13 protein-coding genes and 1 pseudogene are annotated in these 18060 nt (G+C 59.5%); 9 read left to right on the top strand and 5 right to left on the bottom strand.

The window, feature by feature from the left end; genetic code table 11:
* The first annotated feature begins 206 nt into the window (after positions 1-206).
* The 9 genes from J3P95_RS04665 to J3P95_RS04625 all read left to right on the top strand — a co-directional run bounded on the left by J3P95_RS04665 (position 207) and on the right by J3P95_RS04625 (position 12810).
* Positions 207-1808 carry an ABC transporter substrate-binding protein gene (locus J3P95_RS04665; RefSeq protein WP_434578499.1) on the top strand — a complete coding sequence of 534 codons (1602 nt, stop codon included), beginning with the start codon at positions 207-209 and terminating at the stop codon, positions 1806-1808.
* Positions 1809-2063: 255 nt separating this feature from the next.
* Positions 2064-3689 carry an ABC transporter substrate-binding protein gene (locus J3P95_RS04660; RefSeq protein WP_434578500.1) on the top strand — a complete coding sequence of 542 codons (1626 nt, stop codon included), beginning with the start codon at positions 2064-2066 and terminating at the stop codon, positions 3687-3689.
* 290 nt (positions 3690-3979) lie between these two features.
* A complete protein-coding gene (locus J3P95_RS04655; protein ID WP_434578502.1) occupies positions 3980-5581 on the top strand; it encodes an ABC transporter substrate-binding protein in 1602 nt (533 codons plus the stop codon).
* 169 nt (positions 5582-5750) lie between these two features.
* Positions 5751-7172 (top strand): OprD family porin, encoded by a 1422-nt coding sequence (locus tag J3P95_RS04650; RefSeq protein ID WP_434561075.1) that lies wholly within the window; start codon positions 5751-5753, stop codon positions 7170-7172.
* Positions 7173-7247: 75 nt separating this feature from the next.
* Complete coding sequence (locus J3P95_RS04645; protein WP_434578505.1) at positions 7248-8843, top strand: ABC transporter substrate-binding protein; 1596 nt, start codon at positions 7248-7250, stop codon at positions 8841-8843.
* A 75-nt stretch (positions 8844-8918) separates the two neighbouring features.
* Positions 8919-9929 carry an ABC transporter permease subunit gene (locus J3P95_RS04640; RefSeq protein WP_305496852.1) on the top strand — a complete coding sequence of 337 codons (1011 nt, stop codon included), beginning with the start codon at positions 8919-8921 and terminating at the stop codon, positions 9927-9929.
* 10 nt (positions 9930-9939) lie between these two features.
* Positions 9940-10851 carry an ABC transporter permease subunit gene (locus J3P95_RS04635; protein WP_434578506.1) on the top strand — a complete coding sequence of 304 codons (912 nt, stop codon included), beginning with the start codon at positions 9940-9942 and terminating at the stop codon, positions 10849-10851.
* Positions 10852-10861: 10 nt separating this feature from the next.
* Complete coding sequence (locus J3P95_RS04630) at positions 10862-11830, top strand: ABC transporter ATP-binding protein (protein WP_434578508.1); 969 nt, start codon at positions 10862-10864, stop codon at positions 11828-11830.
* The gene (locus tag J3P95_RS04625; RefSeq protein WP_434561067.1) at positions 11830-12810 is read left to right on the top strand and encodes a peptide ABC transporter ATP-binding protein; all 981 of its coding nucleotides are present in this window, start codon (positions 11830-11832) and stop codon (positions 12808-12810) included. The genes J3P95_RS04630 and J3P95_RS04625 overlap by 1 nt, the downstream gene beginning before the upstream one ends.
* A 183-nt stretch (positions 12811-12993) precedes the next feature.
* Here J3P95_RS04625 and J3P95_RS04620 read toward each other — a convergent pair whose 3' ends face one another.
* From J3P95_RS04620 to J3P95_RS04600, 5 genes and pseudogenes are all read right to left on the bottom strand, one after another.
* A complete protein-coding gene (locus J3P95_RS04620) occupies positions 12994-13245 on the bottom strand; it encodes a hypothetical protein (protein WP_434561065.1) in 252 nt (83 codons plus the stop codon).
* 707 nt (positions 13246-13952) lie between these two features.
* A pseudogene (locus J3P95_RS04615) lies at positions 13953-15209 on the bottom strand (IS256 family transposase).
* A gap of 103 nt (positions 15210-15312) precedes the next feature.
* A complete protein-coding gene (locus J3P95_RS04610; RefSeq protein WP_434578510.1) occupies positions 15313-16902 on the bottom strand; it encodes a peptide chain release factor 3 in 1590 nt (529 codons plus the stop codon).
* A gap of 213 nt (positions 16903-17115) precedes the next feature.
* Positions 17116-17445: an XRE family transcriptional regulator gene (locus tag J3P95_RS04605; protein WP_186729511.1), complete on the bottom strand. Its 330-nt coding sequence runs from the start codon at positions 17443-17445 to the stop codon at positions 17116-17118.
* Between the two features lie 4 nt (positions 17446-17449).
* Complete coding sequence (locus J3P95_RS04600; protein ID WP_186612145.1) at positions 17450-17806, bottom strand: type II toxin-antitoxin system RelE/ParE family toxin; 357 nt, start codon at positions 17804-17806, stop codon at positions 17450-17452.
* Between the last annotated feature and the right edge of the window lie 254 nt (positions 17807-18060).

The raw sequence follows: 18060 nt of genomic DNA, 5'->3' as shown, positions 1-18060 counted from the left end.
GTGTGTCAGATTTATGGAGTCGCTGCGATTGGGGCCGCTTCGCGCCCCAGCGGGAGCAAGCTCCCTCGCCACGGGTCTGTGATCGGCCAGCAGTTTTGAGAGTGCTATGCCCAAACCCCACGGTCCCCCTCACTTTTCGATATTTCCAACGCCCCCACCCCAACCGCTACTCTCCAAAAAACCCTCACCAAACCCCAAGGGATTTCATGGACAGAACCGCCTTCAAGCTCCTCCCGCTCGCTGTTGCCCTGATCAGCAGCGCCCCAATGGCCCAAGCCGCCACCACCCTGGTCTACTGCTCCGAAGCCAGCCCCGCCGGGTTCGATCCCAGCCAATACACCAGCGGCACCGACTTCGATGCCTCGGCCGAAACCGTCTTCAACCGCCTCACCCAATTCAAACGGGGCGGCACCGAGGTCGAACCCGGATTAGCCACAAGCTGGGACGTATCACCCGACGGCCTGGCCTACACCTTCCACCTGCGCGACGGTGTGAAATTCCATACCACCGACTACTTCATCCCCACCCGCGAATTCAACTCCGACGACGTACTGTTCACCTTCCAACGCCTGCTCGACCCACAACACCCGTTTCGCCAGGCCTACCCCACCGAGTCGCCGTACTTCACCGACATGGGCCTGAACACCACGATCAAAAGCGTCGAGAAAGTCGACGAGCACACCGTGCGCTTCAACCTGAACAACGTCGACGCCGCCTTCGTGCAAAACCTGGCGATGAGCTTCGCCTCGGTGCAGTCCGCTGAGTACGCGGCGCAGTTGTTGAAGGAAGGCAAGGCCGCCGACCTCAACCAGAAACCCGTCGGCACCGGTCCGTTCGTATTCAAGCGCTACCAGAAGGACTCGCAGATCCGCTACGTCGCCAACAGCGCGTACTGGAAACCTGAGGACGTAAAGCTCGACAACCTGATTTTTTCCATCACCCCGGACGCCGCCGTGCGCCTGCAAAAGCTCAAGAAAAACGAGTGCCAAGTCAGCGGTTATCCGCGTCCAGCTGACATTGAGGTGATGGAACAGGACCAGAACCTGCGAGTGCTCAAGCAGCCTGGTTTCAACTTGGGCTTCCTCGCCTATAACGTCACGCATCCGCCGTTGGACCAGCTCAAGGTCCGCCAGGCGCTGGACATGGCCATCGACAAACCAGCCATCATCAAAGCCGTGTACCAGAGCGCCGGGCAACTGGCCCAGAACGCCTTGCCGCCGGCCCAGTGGTCGTTCGACCCGGCGATCCAAGACGCGCCCCATGACGTGACCAAGGCCAAGGCGCTCCTTGAGGAAGCCGGGGTTGCGCCCGGTACTACCATCGATTTATGGGCGATGACGGTGCAGCGTGCCTCCAACCCCAACGCGCGGATGTCGGCACAGATGATCCAGCAGGATTGGGCCAGGATTGGCATCAAGGCCAATATCGTCAGCTACGAATGGGGCGAGTACATCAAGCGCGCCAAGAACGGCGAACACGACGTGATGATTTATGGCTGGACCGGCGACAACGGCGATCCGGACAACTGGCTCGGCGTGCTTTATAGCTGCGCAGCGGTCAAGGGCAGCAACTACGCCAAGTGGTGCGACCCGGCCTACGACCGGCTGATCCAGCAAGCCAAGGTCTCGACCGACCGCCAGCAACGCATTGACCTGTACCGGCAGGCGCAGAAAATCCTCAAGCAGCAGGTGCCCATCACGCCCATCGCCAACTCGACGGTGTTCCAGCCGATACGCAAGGAAGTGGTCGATTTCAAACTCAGCCCATTCGGCCTTACACCCTTCTACGGCGTGGGTTTGAACAAGTAAAACCCGCCCCAGGCCGGTGCGCCGCGCACTCGCGACGCACCGGCACGGAGCGCCTTTTGCCCCAAAAAAGTCGGCGCAAACGATCAAATGCGTCAAAAGTTATAAGGATGCGACATTAAGGTACGTTCGTGCCACTGTTTCAGACTTGAAACCGCTCTGGATCTTGCATTGGGTATGGGGCCTGCATAAGTATCCGCAGGACGACTCACGAGGTCGCCCTCAAATCCAAAAATGACAACAAATCATGAGGCCAACATGCTTAAACAAGCGGTCATTCCGTTTTTAGTCGGCGCAAGCTTACTAGCCAGCGCTCCTTTCGCTTCCGCCGCGACTAACCTGGTGTTCTGCTCCGAAGGCAGCCCGGCCGGTTTTGACCCTGGTCAGTACACCACCGGAACCGACTTCGACGCCTCTGCAGAAACCATGTTCAACCGCCTGACCCAGTTCGAGCGCGGCGGCACCGCCGTGATTCCTGGCCTGGCCACCCAGTGGGACATCACCGAAGACGGCCTGACCTACACCTTCCACCTGCGTGAAGGCGTCAAGTTCCACACCACCCCGTACTTCAAGCCGACCCGTGAATTCAACGCCGACGACGTGCTGTTCACCTTCAATCGCATGATCAACAAGGATGACCCGTTCCGTAAGGCCTATCCGACCGAATTCCCGTACTTCACCGACATGGGGATGGACACCAACATCACCAAGGTCGATAAAGTCGACGACCACACCGTCAAGTTCACCCTGAAAGATGTTGACGCGGCGTTCATCCAGAACCTGGCCATGAGCTTCGCCTCGATCCAGTCCGCCGAGTACGCCGCCCAGCTGCTCAAGGACGGCAAGCCTGCCGACATCAACCAGAAGCCGATCGGCACCGGCCCGTTCGTGTTCAAGAGCTACCAGAAAGACTCGAACATCCGCTACACCGGCAACAAGGACTACTGGAAGCCTGAAGACGTGAAGATCGATAACCTGATCTTCGCCATCACCACCGACCCGTCGGTGCGTATCCAGAAGCTGAAGAAGAATGAGTGCCAGATCACCCTCTTCCCACGCCCGGCCGACCTCAAGGCCCTCAAGGACGACAAAGCGCTGAAGATGCCTGACCAGGCGGGTTTCAACCTGGGTTATGTGGCTTACAACGTGATGGACAAAGTCAAAGGCGACGACAAGCCCAACCCACTGGCTGACCTGCGCGTTCGTCAAGCCTTGGACATGGCCGTGAACAAGCAACAGATCATCGACTCGGTGTACCAAGGTGCGGGCCAACTGGCGGTCAACGCCATGCCTCCGACCCAGTGGTCCTACGACACCACCATCAAAGATGCCCAGTACGACCCTGAAAAAGCCAAGGCGCTGCTCAAGGAAGCCGGCGTCAAGGAAGGCACAGAGATCGTTCTGTGGGCCATGCCGGTTCAGCGTCCGTACAACCCGAACGCCAAACTGATGGCGGAAATGCTGCAGAACGACTGGTCCAAGATCGGCCTGAAGGTCAAGATCACCAGCTACGAATGGGGCGAGTACATCAAGCGTTCCAAGGGCGGCGAGAACCAGGCCATGATCATTGGCTGGAGCGGTGACAACGGTGACCCGGACAACTGGCTCAACGTGCTGTTCGGCTGCGACTCGCTGGCCGGCAACAACTTCTCCAAATGGTGCGACAAGAAGTTCGATGGCCTCGTCAAGGAAGCCAAGCGCACCACCGACCAGGCCAAGCGCACCGACCTCTACAAACAGGCGCAACACGTCCTCAAGGACGCGGTGCCAATGACACCTATCGCTCACTCGACGGTGTACCAACCCATGCGCGCCAACGTGCAGGACTTCAAGATCAGCCCCTTTGGCTTGAACTCCTTCTACGGCGTCAGCGTCAGCAAATAGGCTCCGGAATCGGCGACGTTCTCAACGTCGCCGTTTTTTTGGCTGAAGTATCGGAATTTTCCCACATCGAATCCCGATATCTCACACGGCGGACGGTTAAGGCGTGTTGCCTTTTCCTACAAGTCTTTAGGACTCAGCGCATTTACTGCCAGACAGACGGCCCCTACCGTCAGATTTGACCAGTGTTTGCGTGAGTGCTCGGTCTGCCACTTGCATGGTTTGGAATCAATACAGCCATCAGATCCCGGGAAGGGATCGGCGTATTGCATAACATTAATAGAGGGAGCGTCATGCGCCATACCTTGGTTTTATCCGCATTGCTGGGCACCGGCCTGCTGGCCGCCACATCCGCAGCCCAGGCCGCCGGCGGCAGCCTGGTGTTCTGTTCCGAAGGCAGCCCCGCCGGTTTCGACACCGCGCAATACACCACGGCGACCGACAACGATGCCGCCGAGCCGCTGTACAACCGCCTGGCCGAGTTTGAAAAAGGCGCGACCAACGTCGTTCCTGGCCTGGCGACAAGCTGGGACATTTCCGAAGACGGCTTGAAATACACCTTTCACCTGCGCGAAGGGGTGAAATTTCATACCACCGATTACTTCACGCCGACCCGGGATTTCAACGCTGACGACGTGCTGTTCACCTTCAACCGCATGCTTGACCCGCAGCATCCGTTTCGCAAGGCCTACCCCACCGAGTTCCCGTACTTCAACGGCATGAGCCTGAACAAGAACATCGCCAAGGTGGAAGCGACCGGGCCGTTGACCGTGGTCATGACGCTCAACAGCGTGGACGCCGCGTTCATCCAGAACATCGCCATGAGCTTCGCCTCGATCCTCTCGGCCGAATATGCCGACCAGTTGCTCAAGGGCGGCAAGCCGAGCGACATCAACCAGAAGCCGATCGGCACCGGGCCGTTCGAGTTCAAGAGCTACCAGAAAGACTCGAACATCCGCTATGTCGCCAACGATAAGTATTGGGCGCCGGAACGGGTGCAACTGAAGAACCTGATTTTCTCCATCAACACCGACGCGTCGGTGCGGGTGCAGAAGCTCAAGGCCAACGAATGCCAGATCACTCTGCATCCGCGTCCGGCCGACGTGCCGGCCTTGAAGAACGACCCCAAGCTGCAACTGATCGAGAAGCCCGGCTTCAACCTCGGCTACATCGCCTATAACACCCGCCACAAGCCATTCGACCAGGTTGAAGTGCGCCGGGCGTTGGACATGGCGGTGAACAAGCAAGGCATTCTCAACGCCGTGTACCAAGGCGCGGGGCAACTGGCGCAGAACGCCATGCCACCGACCCAATGGTCCTACGACGACACGATCAAGGACGTCCCCTACAACCCGGAAAAAGCCAAGGAGTTGCTCAAGGCCGCCGGCGTCAAGGAAGGCACCGAGATCACCCTCTGGGCCATGCCCGTGCAACGCCCGTACAACCCCAACGCCAAGCTGATGGCCGAAATGCTCCAGGCCGACTGGGCGAAGATCGGCCTGAAAGTGAAGATCGTCAGCTACGAATGGGGCGAGTACATCAAGCGCACCAAGAACGGCGAGCACGACATCAGCCTGATCGGCTGGACCGGCGACAACGGCGACCCGGACAACTGGCTGGGCACGCTGTACAGCTGCGACGCCATTGGCGGCAACAACTACTCCATGTGGTGTGACCAGGATTACGACAAGCTGATCAAGCAGGCCAAGGTCGTCACCGACCGCGACCAGCGCACCGTGCTCTACAAACAGGCCCAGCAGTTGCTCAAGCAGCAAGTGCCGATCACCCCTGTTGCCCACTCGACGGTCAACCAGCCGCTGAGCACCAAAGTCGAAGGGTTCAAGGTCAGCCCCTTCGGTCGCAACGTGTTCTCGGGCGTCAGCCTGAACCCATAACCGTTAGCCACACAGCGGGGCCTCCTTTGGAGGCCCCACGCCGACGTCTTGCCGTAATTCGCCGATCAGGCGCCAAGCAAACGTTTGCAAGCTGTAGATGAGTTGTAAACCGATAGCCGAATCACCCAAAAAGATCGGCATAAAAAAGAAAGAAAAAGGAGCGTTACCCATGAAACTGAGCAGCACCGCGATATTGGCGTTGGCCATCAGCAGCGTTACGGCCACGGCTTACGCTGAATCTGTCAGCCAGGAATTCGTTCCTACCGCGCTGGCCGACAGCAGCGCCCAGAGCGAAGCAAAAGGCTTCATCGACGGCCAGAGCCTGGGGGGCACGACGCGTAACTGGTACTCCAACGAGTTGAAACGCCGTGACGACCGCTTCAGCTACAAGCCAAACAGCGTAAAAAATGACCCTACCGTGCCAGCTACGCCGATTGCTCGTCGTATCAACTGGGTCCAGGGCACCATCGTCAACTACACCTCGGGCTTTACTCAGGGCACCGTCGGCGTTAGCACCGAGGTCGCCGCCTACAACGCTATCGTGCTGGACCGGGATCGCAAGCACATTGCCGGTGGTTCCAACCGTACTCTGGCCGACTCCAACGGTGACGCCGTGGACCAGTGGAGCAAGCTGGGCCTGGCCAACGTCAAGTTCCGTGCCTCGAACACGACGCTGACCGCAGGTCGCCAGAACTTCAGTACGCCAATCGTTGATGTCATCGGTAACCGTGCACTGCCTTCGAGCTTCGAAGGTATTAGTTTGCACAGTGAAGAATTCAACAACCTCTCGTTCGATCTGGCCGGTTTCGATCGCGTTTCGCCACGGACCGAGCAGAGCCTGTCGAAATTTCGCACCGAGTATTCCGCCACGGGCGTAGAAACCGACAAAGTCTACACCGCCGGCGTGAACTACCAGCCGTTCAAGAGCCTGAAAACCAGCCTGTATGGCGCCAAGGTCGAAGACTTCTGGAATCAATACTACTTCGGCGCCACCCATGAACTGGGCGATAGCCAGGTGCTCAGCCTGACCACCAGCCTGAACTATTACAAAACCGTCGACGAAGGCAAAAAGCTGATGGGGAATATCGACAACGATACCTACTCCCTGTCGCTCGGCCTTGCTCACCAGGCTCATAGCCTGACGTTCTCCTACCAGGAAGTGAACGGCGACGAGTACTTCGACTACCTGCATGAAACCAACGGCATCTACCTGGCCAACTCCCTGCTGTCGGACTTCAACAGCCCGAACGAGAAATCGTTCCAGATCGCCTACGGCCTGAACATGGCCGAGTACGGCGTACCGGGCCTGAAGTTCAACATCTACCAGGCACGTGGCTGGGGCATCGACGGCACGCATTACCGTGGCACGGCCTACACCGATCCGGGCAAGCAGCGCGGCGACCTGAGCCTGATGGACGGCGAAACTCACTACGAATACGGTGTCGGCGCGTCCTACGCCGTGCAGAGCGGCCCGCTCAAGGCCACCGCAATTCGTGCGACCTACACCACTCACCGCGCCAGCGAAAACCAGGCTGATGGCAACATCAACGAATTCCGCCTGGTCACCACCATCCCGTTCAACATTCTCTAACCTTTCCACCGACGGTCGACCCACAAGGTCGGCCGTTCGGTTTTTTGCCGTTCAACCGATTGCAGAGGATTGACGATGAACATGAACCCACTACGCGCCGCCATCGCCGCGGCGCTGCTGAGTGTCGCCGTTGGCGCCACGGCCAAACCCCTGGTGGTTTGCACAGAAGCCAGTCCGGAAGGCTTCGACATTGTCCAGTACACGACTGCAGTCACCGCCGACGCCGCGGCTGAAACCGTTTTCAATCGCTTGGCCGACTTCAAGCCCGGCACCACCGAAGTGATTCCGGCCCTGGCCGAATCCTGGGACATCAGTGACGACGGTCTGACGTACACCTTCCACCTGCGCAAAGGCGTCAAGTTCCACACCACCGATTACTTCAAGCCAACCCGCGACATGAACGCCGACGACGTGGTCTGGAGCTTCCAGCGCCAGCTGGACCCGAATCACCCGTGGCACAAACTGTCGAGCGTGGGTTTCCCGTACTTTGAAAGCATGGGCTTCAAGGAACTGCTCAAGAACGTCGAAAAAGTCGACGAGCACACGGTCAAGTTCACCCTGACCCGCCGCGAAGCACCGTTCCTGGCCGACGTCGCCATGGCTTTCTCCTCGATCTACCCGGCCGAATACGCCGACCAGTTGCTCAAGGCAGGCAAGGCCGGCGACCTCAACAGCAAGCCGGTCGGCACCGGGCCGTTCGTCTTCCAGCGCTACAACAAGGACGCCCAGGTTCGCTTCAAGGCCAACCCGGACTACTTCCGTGGCAAGCCGCCGGCCGATGCACTGGTGCTGGCCATCGCCACCGATAACAATGTGCGCATGCAAAAACTCAAGACCAACGAGTGCCAGGTCGCGCTGTACCCCAAACCCGATGACATCCCCAGCATCAAGAAAGACCCGAACCTGAAGGTCACCGAGCTGGATGCGATGACCGTTTCCTACACCGCCCTGAACACCAGCCACAAATACATGAGCGACGTGCGGGTGCGCAAAGCCATCGACCTGGCCTTCGACAAGGAAGCCTACGTCAACGCGCTGTTCGGCAAAGGTAACGCCACCGCCGCGGTCAATCCGTACCCGCCGACGCTGCTGGGTTACAACCACGACCTGAAGAACCCGACCCGCGACCTCGACAAGGCGCGCCAGTTGCTCAAGGAAGCCGGCGTGCCGGAAGGCACCGTGTTTACCCTGTTCACCCGCAACGGCGGCGGTCCGACCAACCCCAACCCGATGCTCGGCGCGCAGATGATGCAGGCGGACCTGGCGAAGGTCGGGATCAAGGTCGACATCCGCGTGATGGAATGGGGCGAAATGCTCAAGCGCGCCAAAAACGGTGAGCACGACATGGTCTCCGCCGGATGGGCGGGCGACAACGGCGATCCGGATAACTTCCTGACGCCTATGCTCAGTTGCGAAGCGGCCAAGAACGGCGAAAACTATGCGCGCTGGTGCAACGAGAAATTCCAGGCGCTGCTCGACCAGGCACGCGCCACAGTGAACCCCGAGGAGCGCGCCGAGCTCTATGAGCAGGCCCAGGTGATTTTCAACCAGGACCAGCCATGGATCAGCATGGCCCACACCCGGATGTTCACGGCAATGCGCAAGAACGTAGAGGGCTACGTGATTAGCCCGCTCACCACCAATAACTTCGCCACCACCCAGGTGAAGTAGATAAGAAAGCGCCCTTCGACACTTGACCCAAGCGTCGAAGGGCACGCCTAACCGGCTGATGAGGTACACCTGAAGATGTTTAGTTTTATTGCCCGCCGACTGGGGTTATTGATCCCCACGTTCTTCGGCATCACCTTGCTGACTTTCGCGTTGATTCGCATGATCCCCGGCGACCCCGTGGAAGTGATGATGGGCGAACGTCGGGTCGATCCCGAAATGCATGCTCAGGCAATGGAACGCCTTGGCCTCAATAAACCGCTGTATGCCCAGTACCTGGACTACATCGGCAAACTGGCCCAGGGAGATCTCGGCGAATCGCTGCGTACCCGTGAAAGCGTATGGACCGAGTTCAGCTCGCTGTTTCCCGCAACCCTGGAATTGTCCCTGGCCGCGCTGCTGTTCGCCGGCATCCTCGGACTGCTGGCCGGGGTGATCGCGGCACTCAAGCGAGGATCCCTGTTCGACCACGGAGTGATGGGCATCTCCCTGGCGGGGTATTCGATGCCGATCTTCTGGTGGGGCCTGATCCTGATCATGTTCTTCTCGGTGTCCCTGGGCTGGACGCCGGTGTCGGGACGGATCGACCTGCTCTACGACATCGAGCCGAAAACCGGCTTCATGCTGATCGACACGCTGCTGGCCGACGAGCCGGGTGCGTTCCTCGACGCGTTGCATCACCTGATCCTGCCGGCCATCGTGCTGGGCACCATTCCGCTGGCGGTAATTGCCCGCATGACCCGTTCCTCGATGCTCGAAGTGCTGCGCGAGGACTACATCCGCACCGCCAAGGCCAAGGGCCTGTCGCCATCGCGCGTGGTGTTCGTGCACGGCCTGCGCAACGCGCTGATCCCGGTGCTGACCGTGGTCGGCCTGCAAGTCGGCACGCTGCTGGCCGGTGCGGTCCTGACCGAAACGATCTTCTCCTGGCCGGGCATCGGCAAGTGGCTGATCGAAGCCATCGGCGCCCGGGACTATCCCGTGGTGCAGAACGGCATCCTGTTAATCGCCTGCCTGGTGATTCTGGTCAACTTCGTCGTGGACATCCTCTACGGCTTTGCCAACCCACGCATCCGTCACCAGCGCTGAGATCAAAACCATGAGTACTCCAACTACCGCGGTAGCAGTCGATCAAAGCCTGCTGTACCCGTCCCCGTACAAAGAATTCTGGCAGGCGTTTTCCCGCAACAAGGGCGCCGTGGCCGGGCTGCTGTTCATGATCCTTATCGTGTTCTGCGCACTTTTCGCGCCGTGGGTCGCGCCGCACGATCCGAGCGAGCAATACCGCGACTTCCTGCTGACGCCGCCGGCGTGGCTTGAAGGCGGGCAGATCCAGTTCCTGCTGGGCACCGACGAACTGGGCCGCGACCTGCTGTCGCGCCTGATCCAGGGTTCGCGCCTGTCGCTGCTTATCGGCTTGTCGTCGGTGGTGATGTCACTGATCCCGGGCATCCTGCTGGGGCTGTTCGCCGGGTTCTTCCCGCGCATCCTCGGCCCGACCATCATGCGCCTGATGGACATCATGCTGGCCCTGCCGTCGCTGCTGCTGGCCGTGGCGATTGTCGCCATCCTCGGCCCTGGCCTGATCAACACCGTGATCGCCATCGCCATTGTCTCGCTGCCGTCCTATGTGCGCCTGACCCGCGCCGCTGTGATGGGCGAACTGAACCGCGACTACGTGACCGCCGCCCGCCTGGCCGGTGCCGGCCTGCCGCGCCTGATGTTCATCACCGTGCTGCCCAACTGCATGGCACCGCTGATCGTCCAGGCGACGCTGAGCTTTTCCTCGGCGATCCTCGACGCCGCCGCCCTGGGTTTCCTCGGCCTCGGCGTGCAACCGCCCACCCCAGAGTGGGGCACCATGCTGGCCTCGGCCCGCGACTACATCGAACGCGCGTGGTGGGTCGTGAGCCTGCCGGGCTTGACCATTTTGCTCAGCGTGCTGGCAATCAACCTGATGGGCGACGGGCTGCGCGATGCGCTGGACCCGAAACTCAAGAATGCCGCCTGAGGAGATTCCCATGTCACTGCTAGAAATCAAGAATCTCAACGTCCGCTTCGGCGACGCCACCGCCGTGCCGGTGGTCGACGGCCTCGACCTGAGCGTGGAAAAAGGCGAGGTGCTGGCCATCGTCGGCGAATCCGGCTCGGGTAAATCCGTGACCATGATGGCGCTGATGGGCCTGATCGAGCACCCCGGCATCGTCACCGCCGATGCGCTGAACTTCGACGGCAAGAACATGCTCAAGCTGAGCAACCGCCAGCGCCGGCAGATCGTCGGCAAGGACCTGGCGATGGTCTTCCAGGACCCGATGACCGCGCTCAACCCCAGCTACACCGTGGGTTTCCAGATCGAGGAAGTGCTGCGCCTGCACCTGAAGATGTCCGGCAAGGCCGCCCGCAAGCGCGCCATCGAACTGCTGGAAAAAGTCGAGATCCCCGGCGCTTCCAGCCGCATGGACGCCTACCCGCATCAACTGTCCGGCGGCATGAGCCAGCGCGTGGCGATTGCCATGGCGATTGCCGGCGAGCCGAAACTGCTGATCGCCGACGAACCGACCACCGCCCTGGACGTGACCATCCAGGCGCAGATCATGGACCTGCTGCTGGCCCTGCAAAAAGAGCAGAACATGGGCCTGGTACTGATCACTCACGACTTGGCCGTCGTCGCTGAAACCGCCCAGCGCGTGTGCGTGATGTACGCCGGCCAAGCCGTGGAAGTGGGTCAGGTGCCGGAGCTGTTCGACATTCCGGCTCATCCGTACAGCGAAGCGCTGCTGGCGGCGATTCCGGAACACAGCATGGGCGCCGAGCGCCTGGCGACCTTGCCCGGCATCGTCCCCGGTCGCTACGACCGTCCGCAAGGCTGCCTGCTGTCGCCGCGCTGCCCGTACGTGCGCGATAACTGCCGCCAGGAGCGCCCAGCCCTCGATCCGAAATCCAACAGCCTCGCCCGCTGCTTCTACCCGTTGAACCAGGAGGTGGCGTGATGGCCGTCGTACTTACCGCCCGTGACCTGACCCGTCACTACGAAGTGTCCCGTGGCATGTTCAAGGGCCATGCGACCGTGCGCGCCCTCAACGGTGTGTCGTTCGAACTGGAAGCCGGCAAGACCCTGGCCGTGGTCGGTGAGTCCGGTTGCGGCAAATCCACCCTCGCCCGGGCCCTGACGCTGATTGAAGAACCGTCCTCCGGCTCCTTGAAAATCGCCGGCCAGGAAGTGACCGGCGCCAACAAGGCCGAACGCAAGCAACTGCGCAAAGACGTGCAGATGGTCTTCCAGAGCCCGTACGCGTCCCTCAACCCGCGGCAGAAAATCGGTGATCAACTGGCCGAGCCGTTGCTGATCAACACCAACCTCTCGGCCACCGAGCGTCGCGACAAAGTCCAGGCAATGATGAAACAGGTGGGCTTGCGTCCCGAGCATTACCAGCGCTACCCGCACATGTTCTCCGGCGGCCAGCGCCAGCGCATCGCCCTGGCGCGCGCCATGATGCTGCAACCCAAGGTGCTGGTGGCGGACGAACCGACCTCGGCGCTGGACGTGTCGATCCAGGCCCAGGTGCTGAACCTGTTCATGGACCTGCAGCAGGAATTCAACACCGCCTACGTGTTCATTTCCCACAACCTGGCGGTGGTGCAGCACGTCGCCGATGACGTGATGGTGATGTACCTCGGCCGCCCGGTGGAAATGGGCCCTAACGAGAACATCTACAGCCGCCCGCTGCACCCGTACACCCAGGCGCTGCTGTCGGCCACCCCGACCATCCACCCGGACCCGAACAAGCCGAAGATCAAGATCGTCGGCGAACTGCCCAACCCGCTCAACCCGCCGTCCGGCTGCGCGTTTCACAAGCGCTGCCCGTATGCCACCGAGCGTTGCAAGACTGAAGAGCCGGCGTTGCGGCCGTTGGATAACCGGCTGGTGGCGTGTCACTACGCCGAGCGGTTCCTCGACGGCGCGGCGTGAGACTAAAAGGCAGCAAAGCACTTAAGGCAGAAAAGCACTTGTGGCGAGGGAGCTTGCTCCCGCTGGACTGCGCAGCAGTCCCAAAAAGGGCCGCTACGCGCCCCAGCGGGAGCAAGCTCCCTCGCCACGGGCAATAAAAAACCTCCAGTCCGATCAGGGCTGGAGGTTTTTTATGTCGGATATCTACGTCTGGCTATCGCCCTCGGCATCCTCATCGTCATCCGGCGTGTCGATTGGCGAACCATCATCATCCTCGCCATCATCCGGATCGCCTGCATCCGCATCGGTCGCGGCAAGCATCAACTCGCCCTGCGCCACCGATCCGCTCGATGCATGTTTTTCATGCTCATCGCACTCAGCCCAGGCAACCGTTGAACCGAGGGACAGCATCACCAACACCTTCAACAAAAACATCATGCGTAGCAGCTTATTCATGACCAATTCCTTCTTTTCCGGATTAAAGCCGGGGGGCCGACGGCACTCAGGAAAATCTAGTTCTGAACTGCCCGGTTCACCAGATAAGACGCCACCGAACCACCAGAAATGCCCCCGCACGACAGAATGGTTTCGAATAAGCGTTATCTCAAAATCAACTAACACCCAGAAATCCATGTGGGAGCGAGCCTGCTCGCGAAGAGGCCGGCACATCCAACATTCAGGCCAGCTGACCCACCGCTTTCGCGAGCAAGCTTTGCTCCCACAGGTTGGGTCCACGAGATTGGTGTGAAGACCCCGGCCACTTTAACGGCAAGCATCGAGCCTTACAGACAAATCCCCAGGCACACGGAGTGCTAGTCCCGAGGTTACATCGCCTTGCGCCTTTGCCTACAACTAAGCCAGAATCCGCCCGCTTGTGCGCCTGGGGGCGGGACTCTATGGTTACCGGGTCGCTGAAAATCAGCGGTCGGGTTTAGCGACCTGAACCATAGGCACGTAAGCAGCCATGCTTTATTGCGTAATTTCATCGCAATTACGTTATGGCGGCTGTATGTGGGAGACCTTCGGGTCTGCCGGGTGCCTATGTCCGGTTCGCTAACCTGCGTGCAGTCGCCACCTTTCTGTTTAGCGACAGGTCTTGGCGGGGGAGTGTCAGATTTTTTGTGTGCGGGCCGGTAACGGCCTGCCGTTAGGCAGACCTTCATTTACCACGTCGGCCTGATGAACCGATCCCCGTACAGGATCGCGAACTGATTCATGGCGCTTTTCCAGTCATGGGCTGCACTGCCCCAGTTGCGGTTATATTGCGCAAGCCCAGCCAGATTAACTTGGTGGCAGCTTCATCGGTTGGGAAGTGCCCCCTCGTTTTAATGATCTTGCGCAGTTGAGCGTTGATGCTCTCGATTGCATTGGTCGTGTAAATCACTTTCCGGATGGCGGGCGGAAAGACAAAAAACGGGATGACTCGATCCCAGGCGCGTCGCCAGGCAGCTACGATGGTTGGGTACTGTTTGCCCCAGGGGCCATTTTCGAACGAGTCCAAAGCCGCTTCGGCGGCCTCGGCGTTGATCGCTTGATAGATCGGCTTAAGCGCTTTGGCCAGTTCCCGACGTTTGTCCCAGGCTGCATAGTCGAGGCTGTTGCGGATCAGATGTACGATGCAGGTCTGCAAAGTCGTCTCAGGAAACACCGCGCTCAGGGCTTCTGGCATGCCTTTGAGACCATCGGTCACGGCAATCAGCACATCTTCGACTCCGCGTGTCTTGAGGTCATTGAAGACCTTCATCCAGAACTTGGCGCCTTCCGTTGTCTCGATCCAGATGCCCAAGATATCGCGGGTTCCGTCCGGTAATACGCCCAAGGCCAAGTAGATGGCCTTATTGCGGACCAGTCCTTCTTCCCTGATTTTGACCCGCAACGCGTCGAAGAAGATGACCGGATACATCTGCTCAAGCGGTCGTTGCTGCCAGGCGCCGATCTCCTCCATCACCGCGTCGGTGACCGAACTGATGAAGTCGTGCGAGACATCTGTCCCGTACTGTTCCAAGAGAAACGCGCGAATCTCGCGAACCGTCATGCCCCGAGCGTACATGGCGATGATCTTGTCATCGAACCCGGTAAAGCGGCTCATGCTTGGGAATCAGGATCGGCGCAAAGCTGCCATCGCGATCACGGGGAATCTCCAGACGAAGCGGACCGTCGTCTGTCAGAACGGTCTTGCCGCTTTTACCGTTGCGCTGGTTACTCGACTCCTCGGGACGCTCCGCGCCCTGAGGATAGCCAAGATGGTGGCCCAGCTCTGCGCCCAGGGCTCGCTCGATAAGCGCCTTCTTGAAGGCCATCGACGCATCCTGAATCGCCTCGGCAGTCATTGGGCCTTTGACGAACTGATCAATCAGCTCCTTCGGGATCGAAGGGAGCTCGGCTTTGGCCTCCAAGGCCGTCTTCTTTTTGGTTGGCATACATGCACCTCTTCAGCATGTTATGCCCGAACACAAAATTTCTGACAGTCCCATGAGGGTGGTCTTAACGACCACCCTTTATACATATCCCAACGCTCAGCGCTTAATGATGCTCCCGCGTCGCGCGGAATTTCACGTCCGGCCAGCGCTCTTCCATCAACGCCAGGTTGACCCGGGTCGGCGCCAGGTAGGTCAAATGCCCACCGCCGTCCAGCGCAAGGTTTTCCACAGCCTTGTTGGAAAACTCCTCAAGCTTTTTCTTATCGCCACATTCAATCCAACGAGCGGAATACACGGTGATCGGCTCGTAGGAGCACTCGACCTTGTATTCCTCTTTCAGGCGACTGGCGACCACGTCGAACTGCAGCACACCGACCGCGCCGAGGATGATGTCGTTGCTGCGCTCCGGGAAGAACACCTGGGTGGCGCCCTCTTCGGCCAGTTGCTGCAGGCCTTGGCGCAGTTGCTTGGACTTGAGCGGGTCCTTCAGGCGCACGCGGCGGAACAGTTCCGGGGCAAAGTGCGGGATGCCGGTGAAGCCCAGGGCTTCGCCTTCGGTGAAGGTGTCGCCGATCTGGATGGTGCCGTGGTTGTGCAAACCGATGATGTCACCGGCGAAGGCTTCTTCCAGTTGTTCGCGTTCCGAGGAGAAGAACGTCAGGGCGTCGCCGATGCGCACGTCCTTGCCGGTGCGCACGTGGCGCATCTTCATGCCTTTTTCGTATTTGCCGGAGCAGATGCGCATGAAGGCGATGCGGTCGCGGTGCTTGGGGTCCATGTTCGCCTGGATCTTGAACACGAAGCCGGCGAACTTCTCTTCCACCGGCTCCACGGTGCGCTCGTTGGCGACACGGGCCAGCGGACGCGGGGCCCAATTCACCACCGCGTCGAGCACATGGTCCACGCCGAAGTTGCCCAGGGCGGTCCCGAAGAACACCGGGGTCAGTTGGCCGTCGAGGAATTCCTGCTGGTTGAACTCATGGCAGGCGCCCTGCACCAGTTCCAGTTGCTCGACAAAACGATCGTACTCGTCGCCCAGGTGCGCGCGCGCCTCGTCGGAATCGAGCTTCTCGATGATCTTGACGTCGGTGCGCTCGTGCCCGTGACCGGCGGTGTAGACGATGATGTAGTCATCGGCCAGGTGGTACACGCCCTTGAAGTCGCGGTAGCAACCGATCGGCCAGGTGATCGGCGCGGCCTTGATCTTCAGGACCGCTTCGATCTCGTCGAGCAATTCGATCGGGTCGCGGATGTCACGGTCGAGTTTGTTGATGAAGCTGACGATCGGCGTGTCCCGCAGACGGCAGACGTCCATCAGCGCGATGGTCCGTGGCTCGACGCCTTTACCGCCGTCGAGGACCATCAGCGCCGAGTCCACCGCGGTCAGGGTGCGGTAGGTGTCTTCGGAGAAGTCTTCGTGGCCCGGGGTGTCGAGCAGGTTGATCATGTGATCGCGATACGGGAACTGCATGACCGACGTGGTAATGGAAATACCCCGTTGTTTTTCCATTTCCATCCAATCGGAGGTGGCATGGCGGTCGGACTTGCGGGATTTCACCGTGCCGGCCACCGCAATCGCCTTGCCCATCAGCAAGAGCTTTTCGGTGATGGTGGTCTTACCGGCATCGGGGTGGGAAATAATGGCGAAAGTGCGTCTGGCATTGACTTCATTGACAATTTTGCTGTCGGACATCGTTCAAAATCTCGATTGTGCATGCTGTTATGCACACACTGAAAAATTTGCTTTTGGCCGATTGCACAGGCCAGTACAGGGAACCGCGCATTGTAACAAAGGGCGGACGGGAGTGCTCGGTACGATGCCCAATAGCGCTTGGCTGGAACTGCGCCCTCGCCGAGAGAGGTCGACTGCAAACCAAAAGGCCATCCGTCTGGATGGCCTTTTTTCTTACTTGTAGTCCGCGTTCAAATCACGAAGACCTTCCAGCTTCACGGGGCCACGACCGGGAAGCCGGGCAACCAATTCCAGTGTCCCTCCCATAGCCTCAACGTATTCGCGCAGCGTAGAGAGCAGCATGTCGGTACGCTTTTCCACTTTAGAGACGTTGCCTTGCTTCATGTGGAGAAGGCCAGCCATAGTCTCCTGCGTGAGATTCAGCTCCTTGCGCAGTTCCTGTAGGGTCATCTGCTCTGCAATGAGCTCCGCGCCGCGCTGTTCGATCTTCTGTCGACGGGCTGCGGGAAGCCCTTTCATGATCTCGTCGATTGACTTAGCCATTGCCTTACCCTTTCTTCAGTGTGCTCAGGTGCCGGTCAAAGCGGACATCTGCTGTCTTGATCAAATCCTTATAGAACTTCTTCTGGCTACCGCCTGACTTGTCATCACCAACCAGCAGGACAGCTTTCCTTTCCGGATCGAACGCGAAGGCCACACGCCAGACCCCATCATCCGCCTTGAAACGCAACTCTTTCATATTGGCGTGCTTTGAGCCGTTAAGCGTATCCACCTGCGGGCGCCCTAGTTCCGGACCAAATCGCTCGAGTACTTTGAGCTGGGCCAGCAGCTCATCCTGAACCGCCTCGGCCATGGCCCCGAATTCCGGCTCAAACTCATCACAAAACTCGACAATCCATGGCATTGCAAATATGTCCTTAAGAGAATATTCCGTCAAGTATATAATTCAACCCTACCCGATCCCGGCCGATTCCATACGGCCTGTTTTATCACGGGAAATCGCCTGGCAGGTGATCCAAAAAAGGGCAGAAACTATAGCCCAACGTGTGCCAGGAACCGAACCGTTGAGCACATCAGGGGTGGCCAAATGCTGCTCTGGATGGGAACCTTTTGTCCCGTGGAGGCGTCCACCCCCTGATACGAGCAACCGTCAGGGTC

Source organism: Pseudomonas sp. Z5-35, from assembly GCF_051131945.1.
GTDB classification, from domain to species: domain Bacteria; phylum Pseudomonadota; class Gammaproteobacteria; order Pseudomonadales; family Pseudomonadaceae; genus Aquipseudomonas; species Aquipseudomonas marvdashtae.
Note: the sequence above shows the minus strand (reverse complement) of the source record. Positions and strands in the feature narration are given on the sequence as shown.

Bases quoted from the DNA above. Each gene is read 5' to 3' on its own strand.
- J3P95_RS04605 (WP_186729511.1), bottom strand. From the start codon at position 17,445: ATGGCTAAGTCAATCGACGAGATCATGAAAGGGCTTCCCGCAGCCCGT.
- J3P95_RS04650 (WP_434561075.1), top strand. From the start codon at position 5,751: ATGAAACTGAGCAGCACCGCGATATTGGCGTTGGCCATCAGCAGCGTT.
- J3P95_RS04645 (WP_434578505.1), top strand. From the start codon at position 7,248: ATGAACATGAACCCACTACGCGCCGCCATCGCCGCGGCGCTGCTGAGT.
- J3P95_RS04630 (WP_434578508.1), top strand. From the start codon at position 10,862: ATGTCACTGCTAGAAATCAAGAATCTCAACGTCCGCTTCGGCGACGCC.
- J3P95_RS04655 (WP_434578502.1), top strand. From the start codon at position 3,980: ATGCGCCATACCTTGGTTTTATCCGCATTGCTGGGCACCGGCCTGCTG.
- J3P95_RS04625 (WP_434561067.1), top strand. From the start codon at position 11,830: ATGGCCGTCGTACTTACCGCCCGTGACCTGACCCGTCACTACGAAGTG.
- J3P95_RS04660 (WP_434578500.1), top strand. From the start codon at position 2,064: ATGCTTAAACAAGCGGTCATTCCGTTTTTAGTCGGCGCAAGCTTACTA.
- J3P95_RS04640 (WP_305496852.1), top strand. From the start codon at position 8,919: ATGTTTAGTTTTATTGCCCGCCGACTGGGGTTATTGATCCCCACGTTC.
- J3P95_RS04610 (WP_434578510.1), bottom strand. From the start codon at position 16,902: ATGTCCGACAGCAAAATTGTCAATGAAGTCAATGCCAGACGCACTTTC.
- J3P95_RS04665 (WP_434578499.1), top strand. From the start codon at position 207: ATGGACAGAACCGCCTTCAAGCTCCTCCCGCTCGCTGTTGCCCTGATC.
- J3P95_RS04620 (WP_434561065.1), bottom strand. From the start codon at position 13,245: ATGAATAAGCTGCTACGCATGATGTTTTTGTTGAAGGTGTTGGTGATG.
- J3P95_RS04600 (WP_186612145.1), bottom strand. From the start codon at position 17,806: ATGCCATGGATTGTCGAGTTTTGTGATGAGTTTGAGCCGGAATTCGGG.
- J3P95_RS04635 (WP_434578506.1), top strand. From the start codon at position 9,940: ATGAGTACTCCAACTACCGCGGTAGCAGTCGATCAAAGCCTGCTGTAC.